Source organism: Pseudomonas sp. HD57-3, from assembly GCF_056113135.1.
This window is the reverse complement of the sequence record NZ_CM148568.1, coordinates 1,909,824-1,924,665: the sequence shown is the minus strand read 5'-3', so window position 1 is coordinate 1,924,665 and position 14,842 is coordinate 1,909,824. Positions and strand designations below refer to the sequence as shown.

General features: G+C 62.3%; 14 protein-coding genes. 8 read left to right on the top strand and 6 right to left on the bottom strand.

From position 1 onward, the window contains the following. Positions 1 to 14: 14 nt before the first annotated feature. Positions 15 to 1,469, top strand: coding sequence for a TrkH family potassium uptake protein (locus tag AC0R79_RS08655; protein WP_007958377.1), 1,455 nt, complete (start codon positions 15 to 17; stop codon positions 1,467 to 1,469). On the opposite strand, the gene AC0R79_RS08650 is transcribed toward AC0R79_RS08655, so the two are convergent. Continuing rightward, on the bottom strand, positions 1,426 to 2,487 hold the full coding sequence (locus AC0R79_RS08650; protein ID WP_011332998.1) for an AraC family transcriptional regulator: 1,062 nt from the start codon (positions 2,485 to 2,487) through the stop codon (positions 1,426 to 1,428). The two genes, AC0R79_RS08655 and AC0R79_RS08650, sit on opposite strands and share 44 nt — an antisense overlap. A gap of 167 nt (positions 2,488 to 2,654) precedes the next feature. Here AC0R79_RS08650 and AC0R79_RS08645 point away from each other — a divergent pair, with 167 nt between their 5' ends. Continuing rightward, positions 2,655 to 2,966 (top strand): Mpo1-like protein, encoded by a 312-nt coding sequence (locus AC0R79_RS08645; RefSeq protein ID WP_127797264.1) that lies wholly within the window; start codon positions 2,655 to 2,657, stop codon positions 2,964 to 2,966. A gap of 24 nt (positions 2,967 to 2,990) precedes the next feature. Next, positions 2,991 to 3,581, top strand: coding sequence for an HD domain-containing protein (locus tag AC0R79_RS08640; protein ID WP_474734105.1), 591 nt, complete (start codon positions 2,991 to 2,993; stop codon positions 3,579 to 3,581). Between the two features lie 139 nt (positions 3,582 to 3,720). Here AC0R79_RS08640 and AC0R79_RS08635 read toward each other — a convergent pair whose 3' ends face one another. Next, positions 3,721 to 4,536 (bottom strand): UDP-2,3-diacylglucosamine diphosphatase, encoded by an 816-nt coding sequence (locus tag AC0R79_RS08635; RefSeq protein ID WP_007958385.1) that lies wholly within the window; start codon positions 4,534 to 4,536, stop codon positions 3,721 to 3,723. Between the two features lie 132 nt (positions 4,537 to 4,668). Between AC0R79_RS08635 and AC0R79_RS08630 the strand changes: the two genes are divergently transcribed. After that, complete coding sequence (locus AC0R79_RS08630) at positions 4,669 to 5,433, top strand: AraC family transcriptional regulator (protein WP_474734103.1); 765 nt, start codon at positions 4,669 to 4,671, stop codon at positions 5,431 to 5,433. A gap of 72 nt (positions 5,434 to 5,505) precedes the next feature. Beyond that, positions 5,506 to 6,399 (top strand): DMT family transporter, encoded by an 894-nt coding sequence (locus AC0R79_RS08625; protein WP_007958389.1) that lies wholly within the window; start codon positions 5,506 to 5,508, stop codon positions 6,397 to 6,399. Here AC0R79_RS08625 and AC0R79_RS08620 read toward each other — a convergent pair. Continuing rightward, the gene (locus AC0R79_RS08620; protein WP_011332993.1) at positions 6,393 to 6,680 is read right to left on the bottom strand and encodes an Rdx family protein; all 288 of its coding nucleotides are present in this window, start codon (positions 6,678 to 6,680) and stop codon (positions 6,393 to 6,395) included. The genes AC0R79_RS08625 and AC0R79_RS08620 overlap by 7 nt on opposite strands. A 71-nt stretch (positions 6,681 to 6,751) precedes the next feature. On the opposite strand from AC0R79_RS08620, the gene AC0R79_RS08615 reads away from it, so the two are divergent. Next, the gene (locus tag AC0R79_RS08615) at positions 6,752 to 8,941 is read left to right on the top strand and encodes a patatin-like phospholipase family protein (RefSeq protein ID WP_474734100.1); all 2,190 of its coding nucleotides are present in this window, start codon (positions 6,752 to 6,754) and stop codon (positions 8,939 to 8,941) included. A gap of 6 nt (positions 8,942 to 8,947) precedes the next feature. Here AC0R79_RS08615 and AC0R79_RS08610 read toward each other — a convergent pair whose 3' ends face one another. From AC0R79_RS08610 to recQ, 3 genes are all read right to left on the bottom strand, one after another. Then, positions 8,948 to 10,717 (bottom strand): motility hub landmark protein FimV, encoded by a 1,770-nt coding sequence (locus tag AC0R79_RS08610; protein WP_127797261.1) that lies wholly within the window; start codon positions 10,715 to 10,717, stop codon positions 8,948 to 8,950. A gap of 127 nt (positions 10,718 to 10,844) precedes the next feature. Then, positions 10,845 to 11,279 (bottom strand): MarR family transcriptional regulator, encoded by a 435-nt coding sequence (locus tag AC0R79_RS08605; RefSeq protein ID WP_039765478.1) that lies wholly within the window; start codon positions 11,277 to 11,279, stop codon positions 10,845 to 10,847. 134 nt (positions 11,280 to 11,413) lie between these two features. Then, positions 11,414 to 13,543: a DNA helicase RecQ gene (gene recQ, locus AC0R79_RS08600; protein WP_127797260.1), complete on the bottom strand. Its 2,130-nt coding sequence runs from the start codon at positions 13,541 to 13,543 to the stop codon at positions 11,414 to 11,416. A gap of 277 nt (positions 13,544 to 13,820) precedes the next feature. Between recQ and AC0R79_RS08595 the strand changes: the two genes are divergently transcribed. After that, on the top strand, positions 13,821 to 14,408 hold the full coding sequence (locus AC0R79_RS08595; RefSeq protein WP_007958400.1) for a UPF0149 family protein: 588 nt from the start codon (positions 13,821 to 13,823) through the stop codon (positions 14,406 to 14,408). 10 nt (positions 14,409 to 14,418) lie between these two features. Beyond that, positions 14,419 to 14,814, top strand: coding sequence for a YbaN family protein (locus AC0R79_RS08590; protein ID WP_375745977.1), 396 nt, complete (start codon positions 14,419 to 14,421; stop codon positions 14,812 to 14,814). Positions 14,815 to 14,842: the final 28 nt, after the last annotated feature.

The following is a 14,842-nucleotide window of genomic DNA, read 5'->3' as shown; positions in this document are numbered from 1 at the left end:
CCCGAGCGGACTTCATGGCGTTGCCGACCTTACGGATCATTGGTTTCATCATCGGCATCTTCCTGATCACCCTGGCCATCGCCATGGTCGTGCCCATGGCCACCCTGGTGATTTTCGAGCGCACCGGCGATCTGCCGTCGTTCCTCTGGGCGAGCATGATCACATTCGTCGCCGGCCTCGCGCTGGTGATTCCCGGTCGTCCGGAGCACATTCACCTGCGCCCCCGGGACATGTACCTGCTGACCGTCAGCAGCTGGCTGGTGGTGTGCATCTTTGCCGCGCTGCCGTTTTTGCTGACCCAGCACATCAGCTACACCGATTCGTTCTTCGAAAGCATGTCCGGCATCACAGCCACCGGCTCGACCGTGCTCAACCATCTGGACGACATGTCCCCCGGCATCCTGATGTGGCGCTCGCTGCTGCACTGGATCGGCGGCATCGGCTTCATCGGCATGGCGGTGGCGATCCTGCCGCTGCTGCGCATCGGTGGCATGCGGCTGTTCCAGACCGAATCCTCGGACCGCTCGGAGAAGGTCATGCCCCGCTCGCACATGGTGGCGCGGCTGATCGTGGCGGCGTACGTCGGCATCACGATTCTCGGCAGCCTGGCGTTCTGGTGGGCGGGGATGAGCCCGTTCGATGCGATCAACCACGCGATGTCGGCGATTTCCACCGGCGGGTTCTCGACCTCCGACCAGTCCCTGGCCAAGTGGACGCAACCGGCAGTGCACTGGGTGGCGGTGGTGGTGATGATTCTCGGCAGCCTGCCGTTCACCCTGTACGTGGCGACGCTGCGCGGCAACCGCCGGGCGCTGATCAAGGATCAACAGGTACAGGGTTTGCTCGGCATGTTGCTGGCGACCTGGCTGGTGCTCGGCACCTGGTACTGGTGGACGACCAACCTGCATTGGCTGGACGCATTGCGTCATGTGGCGCTGAACGTGACGTCGGTGGTCACTACCACGGGGTTTGCACTGGGGGACTACAGCCTGTGGGGCAACTTCTCGCTGATGCTGTTCTTCTATCTGGGCTTCGTCGGTGGCTGTTCCGGCTCGACGGCGGGCGGGATCAAGATCTTCCGTTTCCAGGTCGCCTACATTTTGCTCAAGGCCAACCTTAACCAGTTGATTCACCCGCGTGCGGTGATCAAGCAGAAGTACAACGGTCATCGCCTCGACGAGGAAATCGTCCGGTCTATTCTGACGTTCTCGTTCTTCTTCGCCATCACCATCTGCGTGATCGCCCTGCTGCTGTCGCTGCTGGGCGTGGACTGGATGACTGCGCTGACCGGCGCCGCCAGCACCGTGTCCGGCGTCGGCCCCGGCCTGGGCGAGACCATCGGCCCGGCCGGCAACTTCGCCAGCCTGCCGGATGCGGCCAAGTGGATTCTGTCGTTCGGCATGCTGCTCGGCCGACTGGAGATCATTACGGTGTTTGTACTGTGTATTCCGGCGTTCTGGCGTCACTGATCGCCTTCGGCGCCTCGAGCAACCGCGCCCGGTAATCGCCGGGCGTGGTGTCGAACCAGCGGCGGAAGGCGCGAAAGAAATTGCTCGGATCGGCAAACCCCAGCAGATAGGCAATCTCCAGCAGGGTCATGCTCGGCTGCGCCAGGTATTGCTCGGCGAGTTCGCGGCGGGTGTCATCCAGCAACTGCTGAAAACTGGTGCCCTCCTCCTGCAAGCGCCGTTGCAAGGTGCGCTGGGACAAGTGAAGAGTCTGCGCAACCGTGTCGCGCTTGGGTTCCCCCTGCGGCAGCAGGCGGCACAGCACCTGACGCGCCTTGTGGGTCACGCGGCTTTCGGAAAACCGCGCCAGATACTCCCCGGCAAACCGGTCATGCAACAGCGCCATCGCCTCGTTGGCGGTGGGCAGCGGCGCTTCCATGTCGGCCCGTTCAAAGATCAGCGCGTCGTACGGCGCGTTGAACACCAGCGGTGCATGGAAGGCTTGTTTGTAGGGTTCAAGATCATCCGGTTCGTCGCCCTGCACCAGCACTTTGCGCGGGTGCAGCGTGCGCCCGGTCAGCCAGCCGCACAGCGCGAGCGCGCAGGCCAGCGAGGCTTCGGCACTTTGCCGGGTCGGCGGCAGATGATCGCCGTGCACCGTCAGGATCAGCGCATAACCTTCGTCGAGCAGGCGAAAACTCAGGTCGGCACTTTCGGCGATGATCCGCTGATAACGCACCAGCCGCTGAAAACCTTCCGCCAGCGTATTGCTGGACATCAGCGCATAGCCCGCGACATGGAACGACGCCGGCCGCACCACCTTGCCCATGTTCAGGCCGATTGCCGGATTACCGGACAGCTCGACCGCCCGTTGCCAGAGTCGGGTCATGGAATCCTGCGGGAAGCGTGCGTCCGGATCCTCCAGCGCCGCGTAGTCGAGCCCCAGCTGTCTGAACAAAACCCGGCAATCCAGGCCGTCCATTTCCAGTGCTTTGACAATCCCCATCGCCCAGCTTGCAGAAGTCGTTCGTTCGCTCATGGCGTTTTTTCTTGGATGACATGGTGAGCCGCATACTACGGCCGATTTCCCAAGGATAGTAAAGTGGCGCCGATTGTCACTGGCCGACGCCATTGATCACTCTAGACTCAAATAAGCTACCCGCCGAACAACTTGCAATCAGAACAATAACCACAGAGATCGCAGTCGTGGAAACCATCAAGCATTTCAACAGCTTCGCCGAGTTCTATCCGTATTACCTCAGCGAGCACAGCAACAGCACCTGCCGTCGCCTGCATTTCATCGGCACGACGCTGGTGATCTTCATTCTCGCCCTGACCATCGCCAAGGGCGCCTGGCTGCTTTTACTTGCGTTGCCGCTGGCGGGCTACAGCTTTGCCTGGGTCGGCCATTTCTTTTTCGAGAAAAACCGCCCGGCCACCTTCCAGCATCCGTTCTACAGCCTGCTCGGCGACTTCGTCATGTACCGCGACATGATCCTGGGCCGCGTGCCGTTCTAGAAATTCCGACCAAGAGGATTGCCGATGAATGCCACTGCCCGTTTCACCCACATGAAGGACGGCACACAGGACGACTGGGCGATCATTGCGGCGGATTTCAGCGCCTACGCCCGTCAGTTGCCGGGCCGGATCATCGCGCATCTGAAACTGCTCGAAGGCGATTTCGGCGGTTTCCCGGTGGATCGCCTGACCCATTCGCTGCAAACCGCCACCCGCGCCTTTCGCGACGGGCGCGACGAGGAATACGTGGTCTGCGCCCTGCTCCACGACATCGGCGACACCCTCGGTTCCTACAATCACCCGGACATCGCTGCCGCCATCCTCAAGCCGTTCGTCAGCGCCGAGAACCTGTGGATGGTGGAAAAACACGGGATCTTCCAGGGCTATTACTTCTTCCATCACCTGGGCATGGATCGGCACCTGCGCGAGCAATTCAGCGACCATCCACAGTTTCTGGCGACCGCGGAGTTCTGCGCCAAATATGACGCGGCAGCGTTCGACCCCGAGTACGACACCCTGCCGCTGAGCTTCTTCGAGCCGATGATGGAAAGGCTGTTCGCCCAGCCGAAGAACTCGATCTACAAGGCGGCAATGGAAGAACACACCCCGGCCTGATGTTGTCTGCACCGGCCTCATCGCTGGCAAGCCAGCTCCCACAGGTTTTTGGGGAGTACACAAAGGCTACGTACACCTTCGACCACTGTGGGAGCGGGCTTGCCCGCGATGAGGCCAGCAAAACCGACACACATCTTTTCTAAGCCAGCTCGGCAACCTTCGCCGCTTTCAGTTCGGCTTCCCGCGCCTGCGCATCCGCCAGGCGATACAGCTCGATCGTGCCGTCCCAGTGCTCGATCAGCGCCGTGCACGACTCCACCCAGTCGCCACAATTGAGGTAGTCCACCTCGCCGACCTTGCGGATCTCGGCGTGGTGAATGTGTCCGCAGACCACCCCGTGCAACTCGCGTTTCACGCATTCGTGGGCGATGGCTTCTTCAAAGTCGCTGATGAAGCTGACCGCAGTCTTCACCTTGTGCTTGAGATAGGCCGACAGCGACCAGTAGCCATAACCGTATTTCGCCCGCCAGTGATTGAGCCAGCGGTTGAGGGTCAGGGTGAATTCGTAGGCCGAATCACCGAGGAATGCGAGCCAGCGGTGATAGCGGGTGATCACGTCGAACTGGTCACCGTGAATCACCAGCAGATGCCGGCCATCAGCGGTGACGTGCACCGCTTCGTCGACCAGCTGGATATTGCCCAGAATCAGCTTTGAATAGCGGCGCAGGAATTCGTCATGGTTGCCGGTGACGTAAATCACCTCGGTGCCGCGCTTGCTCATGGTCAGCAAACGGCGGATCACGTTGGTGTGCGCCTGGGGCCAGTACATGCCGCCGCGCAGCTTCCAGCCGTCGATGATGTCGCCGACCAGGTAGATCTTGTCGGCGTGGTAGCCCTTGAGAAATTGCGACAGATGCTCGGCCTGGCAATCCCGCGTGCCCAGGTGCACGTCGGAGATCCACAGGGTGCGAACCCGTTGTTTACGGCTGGGTCTGGCGAGCTCGGCGCTGGTCATGGGCAACCCTCTGCGATGTTTTCGCCACTCTGCGCGCGCCCGGTTAATCGACCATGACAGGTATGCGTCAGTCGTGTGACAAACGCGTCGCCCCTGCGCCGGTGTAGACTGGCGGCTCGCCCGGAGACCGCCATGCAACCGATCCTGACCCTGCGCCATTACAGCCACGACCTGATCGCCCACAGCCACGACCATGCGCAACTGGTGTTCGGCCTGTCCGGCGCTTTGGATTTCGAAGTCGAAGGGCGTGGCAGTCAGGTATTGCAGCAGAGCTTCGTGGTGATCCCCGCCGGCGCGCATCATGCGTGCGGCAGTCCCAAGGGCAGCCGTTGTCTGGTGCTGGATGTGCCGGACGCACAATGGCTGACGCGCTCGCTGGGCAATCACGCCGATGCCAGCCGCCGTCTGCTGGACAACGCCGCGCGGTTGTCGCTGGATGCCGGGCAAGGTCAATTGGTCAACTGGCTGGCGAACAGTCCGGTGGACGATCCGCTGATTGCGCAACAGGGCGCGGTGTTGTTGCTGGCGAGCCTGAACCACGTGCCACCCGCCGAGATCGTCGCGCGCCGCCTGCCCTACGCGGCACTCGACGCGCACATCGAGCAGTACGCGGCCTATCCGCTGCAAGTGGCGGATCTGGCGCGCGTCGCTGGCTTGTCCAGCGCCCGGTTGCATGCGCGGTTCGTCGCCGAATGCGGGCAGACACCGATGGACTACATTCGCAGTCGCCGGCTGCACAAAGCCGTGGCGCTGTTGCGCAACACCACGCTGCCCATCGGTGAAGTGGCCAGCCGTGTTGGCTACAACTCGCAAAGCGCGTTCTCGGCCGCCATCCTGCGTGAATTTGGTACCTCTCCTACACAATTGCGACGCAAGGCTGACGACAAAAGTCGATAGCCTGCCGACAGACTTTTCGGCCGTTACACGCTTCAATGTGTGCCTGTAATGGTGTTTGGAAAAAGGACTGCAATGACTCCCCGTACCGCCCTCGGCGCCTTGCATATCGGCGCACTGATGTTCGGCCTGACCGGTGTTTTCGGCAAACTCGCGGCCGCAACGCCCGCCGTCATCGTGTTCGGACGCGCCGCGTTTGCCGTGCTGGCCCTGGCGTTTTTCGCCCGCTTCGCCCAACAGGGCGGCTGGCAGAAACTGCAGGCCGTGGACTGGCGGCGACTGGCCCTGAGCGGCGTGCTGCTGGCCGGGCACTGGGTGAGTTTCTTCATTGCGGTCAAGGTCGCGGGCGTTGCCATCGCGACCCTGGGTTTCGCCAGTTTCCCGGCCTTCACGGTGATCCTCGAAGGGCTGATTTTCCGCGAACGCATCCGCATCAATGAAATCGTGCTGGTGGTGCTGGTGAGTGTCGGGCTGGTGCTGGTGACCCCGGCGTTCGATCTGGCCAGCGGCGCGACCACCGGCCTGCTCTGGGCGATCCTGTCCGGCCTGCTGTTTTCCCTGTTGTCCCTGACCAACCGCGCCAGCTCCGGGCGCATCCCGGCGGTGCAGGCGGCACTGTGTCAGAACGTGGTGGTGGCGTTGTGTCTGCTGCCGGTGGCGGCGCCGCAACTGAGCGAAGTACGGGCCATCGACTGGTTGTGGATCGGTCTGCTCGGGGTGTTCTGCACCGGCGTCGCCCACAGTCTGTTCGTCGCCAGTCTGGCGGTGATCAAGGCCCGCACCGCGGCGGTGGTGTTCGCCATGGAGCCGGTGTACGGGATTACCGTGGCCTGGCTGCTGTTCGATGAAGACCCGACCCTGCGCATGCTGATCGGCGGCGCGCTGATCATCGTCGCGATCGTGGTGTCGAGCCGGATGTCAGGCAGCAGCGACAAGAAAACCGTCGCGGCCGAAGCGGCTTCTCACTGAGTACGGTCGTTGTGGCCGAGGTCGCGGTCCGGGTCGATCTGGTCGCGTACCCGCTGCTTGAGCACCTTGGCCTCGGGGAAACCGCCGTCGGCCTTGCGTTCCCAGATCTGCACGTCGTTGCAGGTGATGTGGAATATCCCGCCGGTGCCCGGCACCAGTGACACTTTGCCCAGATCGTCGCCGAAGGTGCTGAGCAGCTCTTGCGCCAGCCACGCGGCGCGCAACAGCCACTGGCATTGCGTGCAATAGGTGATGACGATTTCCGGTTTTGTGACGGTCATGATCGCTGAAACTCCTGAGCCAGAGGGCGCCGCTATAATAGCCGGCTTTATCGCTCGCCCCGAGACTCACGATGCGTCGTCTGCTGATCTGCCTGTTGCTTGGTTTCCTACCGCTGTTCGTTCATGCCAGTGAGGCAACGCGCCCGAAAGTCGGCCTGGTGCTGTCCGGCGGCGCGGCCCGTGGCCTGGCGCACATCGGTGTGCTCAAGGCCCTGGAAGAACAAGGCATCAAGATCGATGCGATTGCCGGCACCAGCATGGGCGCGGTGGTCGGCGGGCTGTACGCCTCGGGCTACAAGATCGACGAGCTGGAAAAACTCGCCCTGACCATCGACTGGCAGCAAGCGCTGTCCGACGCCCCGCCCCGTGAAGACGTACCGTTCCGGCGCAAGCAGGACGACCGCGACTTTCTGGTGAAACAGAAGCTGAGCTTTCGCGATGACGGCAGCCTCGGCCTGCCATTGGGCGTGATTCAGGGCCAGAACCTCGCGCTGCTGCTGGAAAGCCTGCTGGCCCATACCAGCGACACCCGGGATTTCGACAAGCTGCCGATCCCGTTCCGCGCCGTGACCACCGACATCGCCAACGGCGAAAAAGTGGTGTTCCGCAAGGGCCACCTGCCCCAGGTGATCCGCGCCAGCATGTCGATCCCGGCGGTGTTCGCCCCGGTCGAACTCGACGGCAGACTGCTGGTGGATGGCGGCATGACCGACAACATTCCCCTCGACGTAGCCCGTGAAATGGGCGTCGACGTGGCCATCGTGGTCGACATCGGCACCCCGCTGCGCAACCGCAAGCAACTGGTGACCCTGGTCGACGTACTGAACCAGTCGATCACCCTGATGACCCGGCGCAACTCCGAAGAGCAACTGGCGACCCTGCATTCCGATGACGTGCTGATCCAGCCGCCGCTGGCGAGTTTCGGCGCTACCGACTTCGGTCGTGGCCAGGAGATGATCGACGCCGGCTACCGCGCGACCCAGGCCCTGAACGTGCGCCTCGCTCGCCTCAAACCCGTGCAGTCGCAGGACGCCGAACTCAACGCCGCCCGCGCGCCGGGCCAGCGCACGCCGATCATCACCGCGATCAAGGTCGAGAACGACTCGAAAGTCGGCGATGACGTGATCCGCTATTACATCCGCCAGCACATCGGCGAACCGCTGGACCTGGGACGTCTGCAAACCGACATGGGTACCCTGTACGGCCTCGACTACTTCGAGCAGGTGCAATACCGCGTGGTACACAAGGGCGCGGATCACACGCTGGTGATCAGCGCGCGCGGCAAACGTACTGGCACGGATTACCTGCGGGTCGGCCTGAACCTGTCGGACGACATGCGCGGCGACAGCGCTTTCAACCTCGGCGCCAGTTACCGCATGAACGGCATCAACCGCCTCGGTGCGGAATGGCTGACCCGCGCGCAGATCGGCGATAAACAGGAGCTTTACAGCGAGTTCTATCAGCCGCTCGACGTCGGCTCTCGCTACTTTGTGGCGCCTTATGCGTCATTTGCCGCGCAGAACGTCGACTCGGTTCTGGACAACGATCCGATCGCCCAGTATCGCGTCGAGCGCTACGGTTTCGGCCTCAATTTTGGCCGGCAGATCGGCAACAGCGGCGAAGTCCGTTTCGGCGTCGGCGAAGCCTGGGGCAAGGCCGATGTGCGGATCGGCGATCAGGATCTGCCGAGCGAAAACTTCAACGAAGGGTTCTATGCGCTGAAGTATTCCTTCGACTCGCTGGACAACGTCTACTACCCCCACGAAGGCGAAGACATTGGCCTGACGCTGGTGCAGTTCGAACCGAGCCTGGGTTCCGACACGCGCTACCGGCAGTGGGAATTCAAACTGGACAAGGCCATGAGCAGTGGCCCGGACACGCTGATTCTGGGTGGCCGTTACGGCCGCACGCTGGACGATGCCAATGTGGTGACCTCCAGTTTCCTGCTCGGCGGCGCCCGGCAATTGTCCGGTTTCCGCGAGGACGCGATCTCCGGGCAGAACGTCAGCCTGATGCGCGCCGTGTATTACCGCCGCCTCACGCCGCGCTCTTACCTGCCGCTGGACTTCCCGCTGTACGCCGGCGCCTCGCTGGAACGCGGCCGGGCCTGGAACAACGACAATGAGTTCGACAGTGGCTACATCAACGCGGCCAGCGTGTTCATCGGCTTCGATACGCCGCTGGGCCCGCTGAATTTCAGCTATGGCCTGAACGATGCGGATGAACAGGCGGTATACCTGAACCTCGGGCAGACCTTCTGACAGCGCTCAACGAATTCCCGCCAACAGCGTGCGCGCCGTTTGCCTGAGGGGTTCGTCGGCTTCCTTGAGCAGTTCGTTGAGCAAGGCAATGGCGCTGTCGATATCGCCGTCGTCGATGCAGGTCTGGGCCTGTTCGAGTTTGCCGGCGTTGGCGGTGTCCGAGGGTTCGGGTTCCAGGTCTTGCAGTTCCAGTGGTTCGAGCGAGAGCGACGTGCCGGGATCGCCAAACTCGTTGAGAAAGTCCTCGTCCAGCGGCTGCGTTTCCGGTTCGACGATCCATTCCAGCTCGGCGGTTTCGGCGTCGTCGGGCAGGGTTTCCGGCAATTCGAAATCCTGTGGCAGTACCTGCAGATCTGAGCCGAGCGTTGATGGCGGCTGTTCAGGTGCTGTGGTGGCCGGGCGAGTTTCTTCAAGATCCCAACTGGAGGCCATCGAGAGTTGATCCAGATTCAGTTCGAAATTGTCTTCGGGTTCCGGCTCCACAGGGGGTTCGATCGGCAGCGCGGCAATCACCGGGGCCGCCGCCACCAAAGGCGCGGCGCTGACCAGTTTCGGGTAGCGGGCGCGAATCTCCTGCAAGCGCTGATCCTCGACCCCGAGCTGGCGCAGAAGGCTTTCCTGCTCGTCATAGGCCGGCGTGTCGCCCTGCCGTCCCAGCACTTCAAGCAACTGCACGCCGAGGTCGATGCGCTCCGGCTCCCGCTGCAACGCATCACGCAACAGACCGGCGGCCTCGCCCAAGCGTCCGTAGGCCAGATAAATGCCGACCGCTTCCAGCACATCGCCGTTGGCGTGTTCCTCGCGATGTTCGACAGCACTGTGAACGGCACTCGGCTGCATCGGTTCGGCGTCGTCGACCGGGGGGTCGTTTCGTACCGGCAGGAACGGTGTCGGCGACTCAGACCCTTGCGCCTGCTGGCGTTGCCGGCGCACGTACAGTCCCGCCACCAGCAACCCCAGTACCAGCAGCAGTCCGCCGAGCAGCGGCCAGTTGAGTGAATCCTCCTGAGACTCGACCGGGGCAATGACCGGCGCTGGCGCAGGTGCCACGGGTGCAACAGATGCCGGCGGCGCCTGTTGCACTTCAATCAGTCGGGCCTGCAAATCACCGAGCTGTTTCTTGCCGTCAGCGATCAGCACTTCCTGGGCCTGAAGCTTCACGTTCAATTCATCGATGGTTTTTTGCAGTTGCTGATTCTGCACAAGGCTCGCCGCCAGTTGCTGGGCGTCGGCGACCGGAGCCGGCGGCTGCACCGGCGCAGCAGGTTTGGCCGGCGTGGTTGCGGACGGCGCCTCGGGGGTCGGGAATTCCGACGATTGCGCACGCGCAGTTGGCTCATCGGTAGCCGGGACAATCCCCGGAGTACCCGGCGGATCGATCAGCACGGTGTATTCGCGCAGCAGGTGGCCATTGGGCTGATCGAGCTGCACGAGGAAATTCAGAAAGGGTTCGTTGACCGGTTTGCTGGACGTCACCCGGATCATGTTGCGATTGCCGCGCAGGATCGGGGTGAACTTGAGGTCATTGAGAAAGAACACGCGCTCGATGCCGGCGCGGCCAAACTCGTCCGCCGAGGCCAGACGAACCGCCAGTTCGCTTTCGCCGACGCCCCCGACATCCACCAGAGCGATGTCAGCCTTGAGCGGTTGATTGAGGGCTGAATGCACGGTGATGTCACCGAGCCCCAGCGCCAATGACGCGGTGGACCAGGTGAGAACACCGGCCACCAACAGCGAGTTGGCGCAACGCAGTACCACGTGCCGACTTCCGAGCATGAGCATCCCTTAAATAAGCAAAACCGACTTCTATGCGTTCGCACATCCGGTACGAACACGATATTGCCCAGTAGTTCTTATAGTCTGCCCAGCGCGATCTCTCAAAAAAACGGCACGCGGTTATGCCTCAAGACTTTTCCAGGTTGGCCAGAATATGCCCGTGAACCCGCATGCAGACCTTCAGATCCGCCTCGTCGACGCCTTCGAACAATTCCTTGCGCAGTTGTGTAGCGATGGTTTCGATCTGTTCGATCAGCGGCAGGGCCGGTGCGCACAGCACGATTTTTTTCGCCCGGCGGTCTTCCATCACGGACTGGCGTTGCACCAGCCCCTGGCTTTCCAGGCTGTCGAGCAGACGGGCCAGGGTCGGCCCTTCGACGCCGACGCTTTGCGCCAGCTCCCGCTGGGTCGGCGCCTCTTCGAAGCGCGCCAGATGCAGCAGCACCAGCCAGCGTGCCTGGGACAAGCCCAGACCGGCCAGCCGGCGATCCAGTTCGGCACGCCAGCCACGAGACATCTGGGCCAATTGCATGCCAAAACGGTGTTGATCGGTTAACGGCATAAAACACTCATGATTAGACTGAACAAATAGAGAAAAACTAATTATTAGTCAGCTAAGCATGACATTTGGCTATAGGCAAGAGGCGTCCTGTACTGAATCGTTACAACCGTATAACGGTTGGCACAAACGCCCTCTTACATTTCAAACTCGGATTGCAGCGCAGCCCGCACGCAGTAAAGCACGCCCTCCGGTACGCGACCGGCAAACAGCTCGGCCACTTCGGCGACCGACGGCAACTCGCCTTCGCCGTCGAGGAACGCATCCTGGACTTCGCCCATCAGGTCTTCCGGCAAATCCAGCGCTTGCTCGAGCGACAGCTGCTGCTTGCCGATGGCTTCGGCGAGCATGGTGTAGACGTTCTTTTCCGAACACTGCAACTGACCGGAGATCTGCAACGGCGTCATGCCGGCGCGGGCCAGGGTGATCAGTTCGTGACGCACGTCGGCCACCACCTTCGGCGCCTCGGCCTCGCCGCCGAGCACTTCGAGGAAGGCCTCGCCGTAACGCTCCAGCTTGCGCGCGCCGACGCCGCTGACCCGGGCCATGTCCGCCAGCGAAGTCGGCTGGCTGCGGAGCATTTCCAGCAGGGTCGAGTCGGGGAAGATGACGTACGGCGGCACGCCGTGTTCTTCCGCCAGTTTGCGTCGCAGGGCACGCAACGCTTCCCACTGTTCGCGTTCTTCGCCGCGCACCAGTTGGCTGGCCGGGCTTTTGCTGCCGCTTTTGGCCGCGACTTGCGGCTTGAGGTCGCGGCGCAGTTCCAGGCTTACTTCGCCTTTGAGCAGCGGTCGGCAGGTGTCGCTCAGGCGCAGCCCGCCGTAACCTTCATGATCGACATCGGCCAGGCCGCGAGCAACCAGTTGACGGAACAGCGAGCGCCATTCGCTCTCGCTCAGCGCCTTGCCGACGCCGTACACCGAAAGGTGTTGATGGCCGAAGCTGCGGACTTTTTCGTTGTCCTTGCCCAGCAATACGTCCACCAGATGGCCGACGCCGTAACGCTGGCCGGTGCGATAGATTGCCGACAGCGCCTGACGCGCAGGCTCGGTGGCGTCCCAGGTCTGCACGCCGTCAGTGCAGTTGTCGCAGTGGCCGCACGGCTCTGGCATGTCTTCGTCAAAGTACGCCAGCAGTGCCTGACGGCGGCAGCGGGTTTCTTCGCAGAGCGAGAGCATGGCGTCGAGCTTGTGCTGCTCCAGACGCTTGTGGCGTTCGTCGCCTTCGGAGTTCTGCAGCATCTGCTTGAGCATCACCACGTCTTGCAGACCGTAGGCCATCCACGCGTCCGCCGGCAGACCGTCACGGCCGCCGCGTCCGGTTTCCTGGTAGTAGGCTTCCAGGGATTTCGGCAGGTCGAGGTGAGCGACGAAGCGTACGTTGGGTTTGTCGATGCCCATGCCGAACGCCACGGTGGCGACCATGATCAGGCCTTCCTCATTGAGGAAGCGCTTCTGGTGATAGGCGCGCAGATCATTGGGCAGACCGGCGTGATACGGCAGCGCCGGGAAACCCTGCTCGGTGAGAAACGCGGCCACCTCCTCCACCTTCTTGCGCGACAGGCAGTAGACGATGCCGGCATCGCTGCGCCGCTCGGCAAGGAACGCCAGCAACTGCTTGCGCGGCTGCTCCTTGGGCACGATGCGGTAGAAGATGTTCGGCCGGTCGAAGCTCGACAGGAAACGCTCGGCGTTCTGCAAATGCAGGCGGGTGACGATTTCTTCGCGGGTGCGTTTGTCGGCGGTGGCGGTCAGGGCGATGCGCGGCACGTCGGGGAACATTTCCGCCAACTGCCCCAGTTGCAGGTATTCCGGACGGAAGTCGTGGCCCCATTGCGATACGCAATGCGCTTCGTCGATGGCGAACAGCGCGATGTTCAAGCCTTGCAGGAACGACAGCATGCGCGGCTGCACCAGACGCTCCGGCGCCAGATACAGCATCTTCACTTCGCCGCGCTTGATCCGGTTGGCAAGGTCGCGTTGCTGCTCGGCGCTCAGGGTGGAGTTCAACGCGGCGGCGGCCACGCCCAGCTCTTCGAGGGTGGCGACCTGATCGTCCATCAAAGCGATCAGCGGCGAAACCACCACCGCCAGGCCGTCGCGCAGCAGCGCCGGCACCTGGAAGCACAGGGATTTACCGCCGCCGGTCGGCATCAGGACAAGGGCATCACCGCCACTGGCCACGCGCTCAATGATTGCACCCTGACGGCCACGGAAACTGTCGTAGCCGAAGATGTCCTTGAGGACGCGTTGAGCCTGTTCGAGCATAAAAACTCCAAAAATCCACCGAAACATCCCTGCACAGGCTGGTTCAAGACAGCCGAGGCTGCTTTAAACAAAACGTAAGCGCGCATTGCATCGCGCCGTACACAATCAGCCGCGACACCGGCAGGGATCGCAAAGCGCGGCAGTATACCCGAGCCCTCCCCGGCAAAGGGCACCGCCGATAAGAAGCTTGTGCGGGCAAATCTGCCGTGCGGCTGGCTTGAGGGCTCAAGAAGGCCTAGAATTCCCGCATTGTTTATTCCCCCAAGGTAGCCCTTTAATGTCCTTCGCCGAGCAACTAACCCGCCTGCAAGTCTTCCTCGACGCCGACGAGCTGCATGAAGAGGCGCTGGACTACGTGGCCGCTCATGGCTACCTGACTGCGCTGTCGATCTGCGCCGACGTGGTGCCGGATCGTGAGTGGATCGACGCCCTGTTCGCCGAAGAGCCGCATTACAGCAGCGAAGCCCAGCGTGAAGAGATCGAAGCCACGCTGATCGGACTCAAGGCCCACATCGCCCGCCAACTGGCGTCGGATGAAGAATTCGAGCTGCCATGCGAACTGGACTTGGGCGACGACCCGGACGATTCCGAACTGCGCGGCTGGTGCATCGGCTTCATGGAAGGCGTATTCCTGCGCGAAGCGGCCTGGTTCGAAACCGCCGAAGAAGAAGTCAGCGAAATGCTCCTGCCGATCATGGTCGGTTCGGGCCTGTTCGATGAACAGCCTGAGTTCGAAGACATCGCCAAGGACGCCAACCTGATGGACGACATGATCGTCCAGATCCCGGAAGCCCTGACCGCGCTGTACCTGCTGTGCCAGGCGCCCGACGAAAAACCGGCGATCCTCAAGCCACGTCACCACTAAGATACGGCCTATGGACAACCCCATAGGCAACCGCCCCCTGATGTTGCGCTACATCTTGCTGGCCATCGGCTGGCTGAGCGTGGCATTGGGGGTGATCGGGATATTCCTGCCTGTTCTCCCCACCACCCCCTTCCTTCTGCTGGCAGCCGCCTGCTTCGCACGCAGCTCCCCGCGTTTCTATCTATGGCTGGTCGAGCATCCCCGGCTCGGGCCATGGATCCGCGACTACCTCGACGGCAACGGCATTCCGCTCAAGGGCAAGGTCTACGCGATCGGGCTGATGTGGGCGAGCATTCTGTTCTCGTGCTACCTGGTGCCGCTGGTGTGGGCGCGGGGGTTCATGTTGACCAGTGCAGTGCTGGTGACGGTCTACATTCTGCGACAGAAAACCCTGCACAAACGCTGAGCGCTCAGCAACCGTTCGTCGAAAAACC

Bases quoted from the DNA above. Each gene is read 5' to 3' on its own strand.
- AC0R79_RS08655 (WP_007958377.1), top strand. From the start codon at position 15: ATGGCGTTGCCGACCTTACGGATCATTGGTTTCATCATCGGCATCTTC.
- AC0R79_RS08650 (WP_011332998.1), bottom strand. From the start codon at position 2,487: ATGAGCGAACGAACGACTTCTGCAAGCTGGGCGATGGGGATTGTCAAA.
- AC0R79_RS08640 (WP_474734105.1), top strand. From the start codon at position 2,991: ATGAATGCCACTGCCCGTTTCACCCACATGAAGGACGGCACACAGGAC.
- AC0R79_RS08635 (WP_007958385.1), bottom strand. From the start codon at position 4,536: ATGACCAGCGCCGAGCTCGCCAGACCCAGCCGTAAACAACGGGTTCGC.
- AC0R79_RS08630 (WP_474734103.1), top strand. From the start codon at position 4,669: ATGCAACCGATCCTGACCCTGCGCCATTACAGCCACGACCTGATCGCC.
- AC0R79_RS08625 (WP_007958389.1), top strand. From the start codon at position 5,506: ATGACTCCCCGTACCGCCCTCGGCGCCTTGCATATCGGCGCACTGATG.
- AC0R79_RS08620 (WP_011332993.1), bottom strand. From the start codon at position 6,680: ATGACCGTCACAAAACCGGAAATCGTCATCACCTATTGCACGCAATGC.
- AC0R79_RS08615 (WP_474734100.1), top strand. From the start codon at position 6,752: ATGCGTCGTCTGCTGATCTGCCTGTTGCTTGGTTTCCTACCGCTGTTC.
- AC0R79_RS08610 (WP_127797261.1), bottom strand. From the start codon at position 10,717: ATGCTCGGAAGTCGGCACGTGGTACTGCGTTGCGCCAACTCGCTGTTG.
- AC0R79_RS08605 (WP_039765478.1), bottom strand. From the start codon at position 11,279: ATGCCGTTAACCGATCAACACCGTTTTGGCATGCAATTGGCCCAGATG.
- recQ (WP_127797260.1), bottom strand. From the start codon at position 13,543: ATGCTCGAACAGGCTCAACGCGTCCTCAAGGACATCTTCGGCTACGAC.
- AC0R79_RS08595 (WP_007958400.1), top strand. From the start codon at position 13,821: ATGTCCTTCGCCGAGCAACTAACCCGCCTGCAAGTCTTCCTCGACGCC.
- AC0R79_RS08590 (WP_375745977.1), top strand. From the start codon at position 14,419: ATGGACAACCCCATAGGCAACCGCCCCCTGATGTTGCGCTACATCTTG.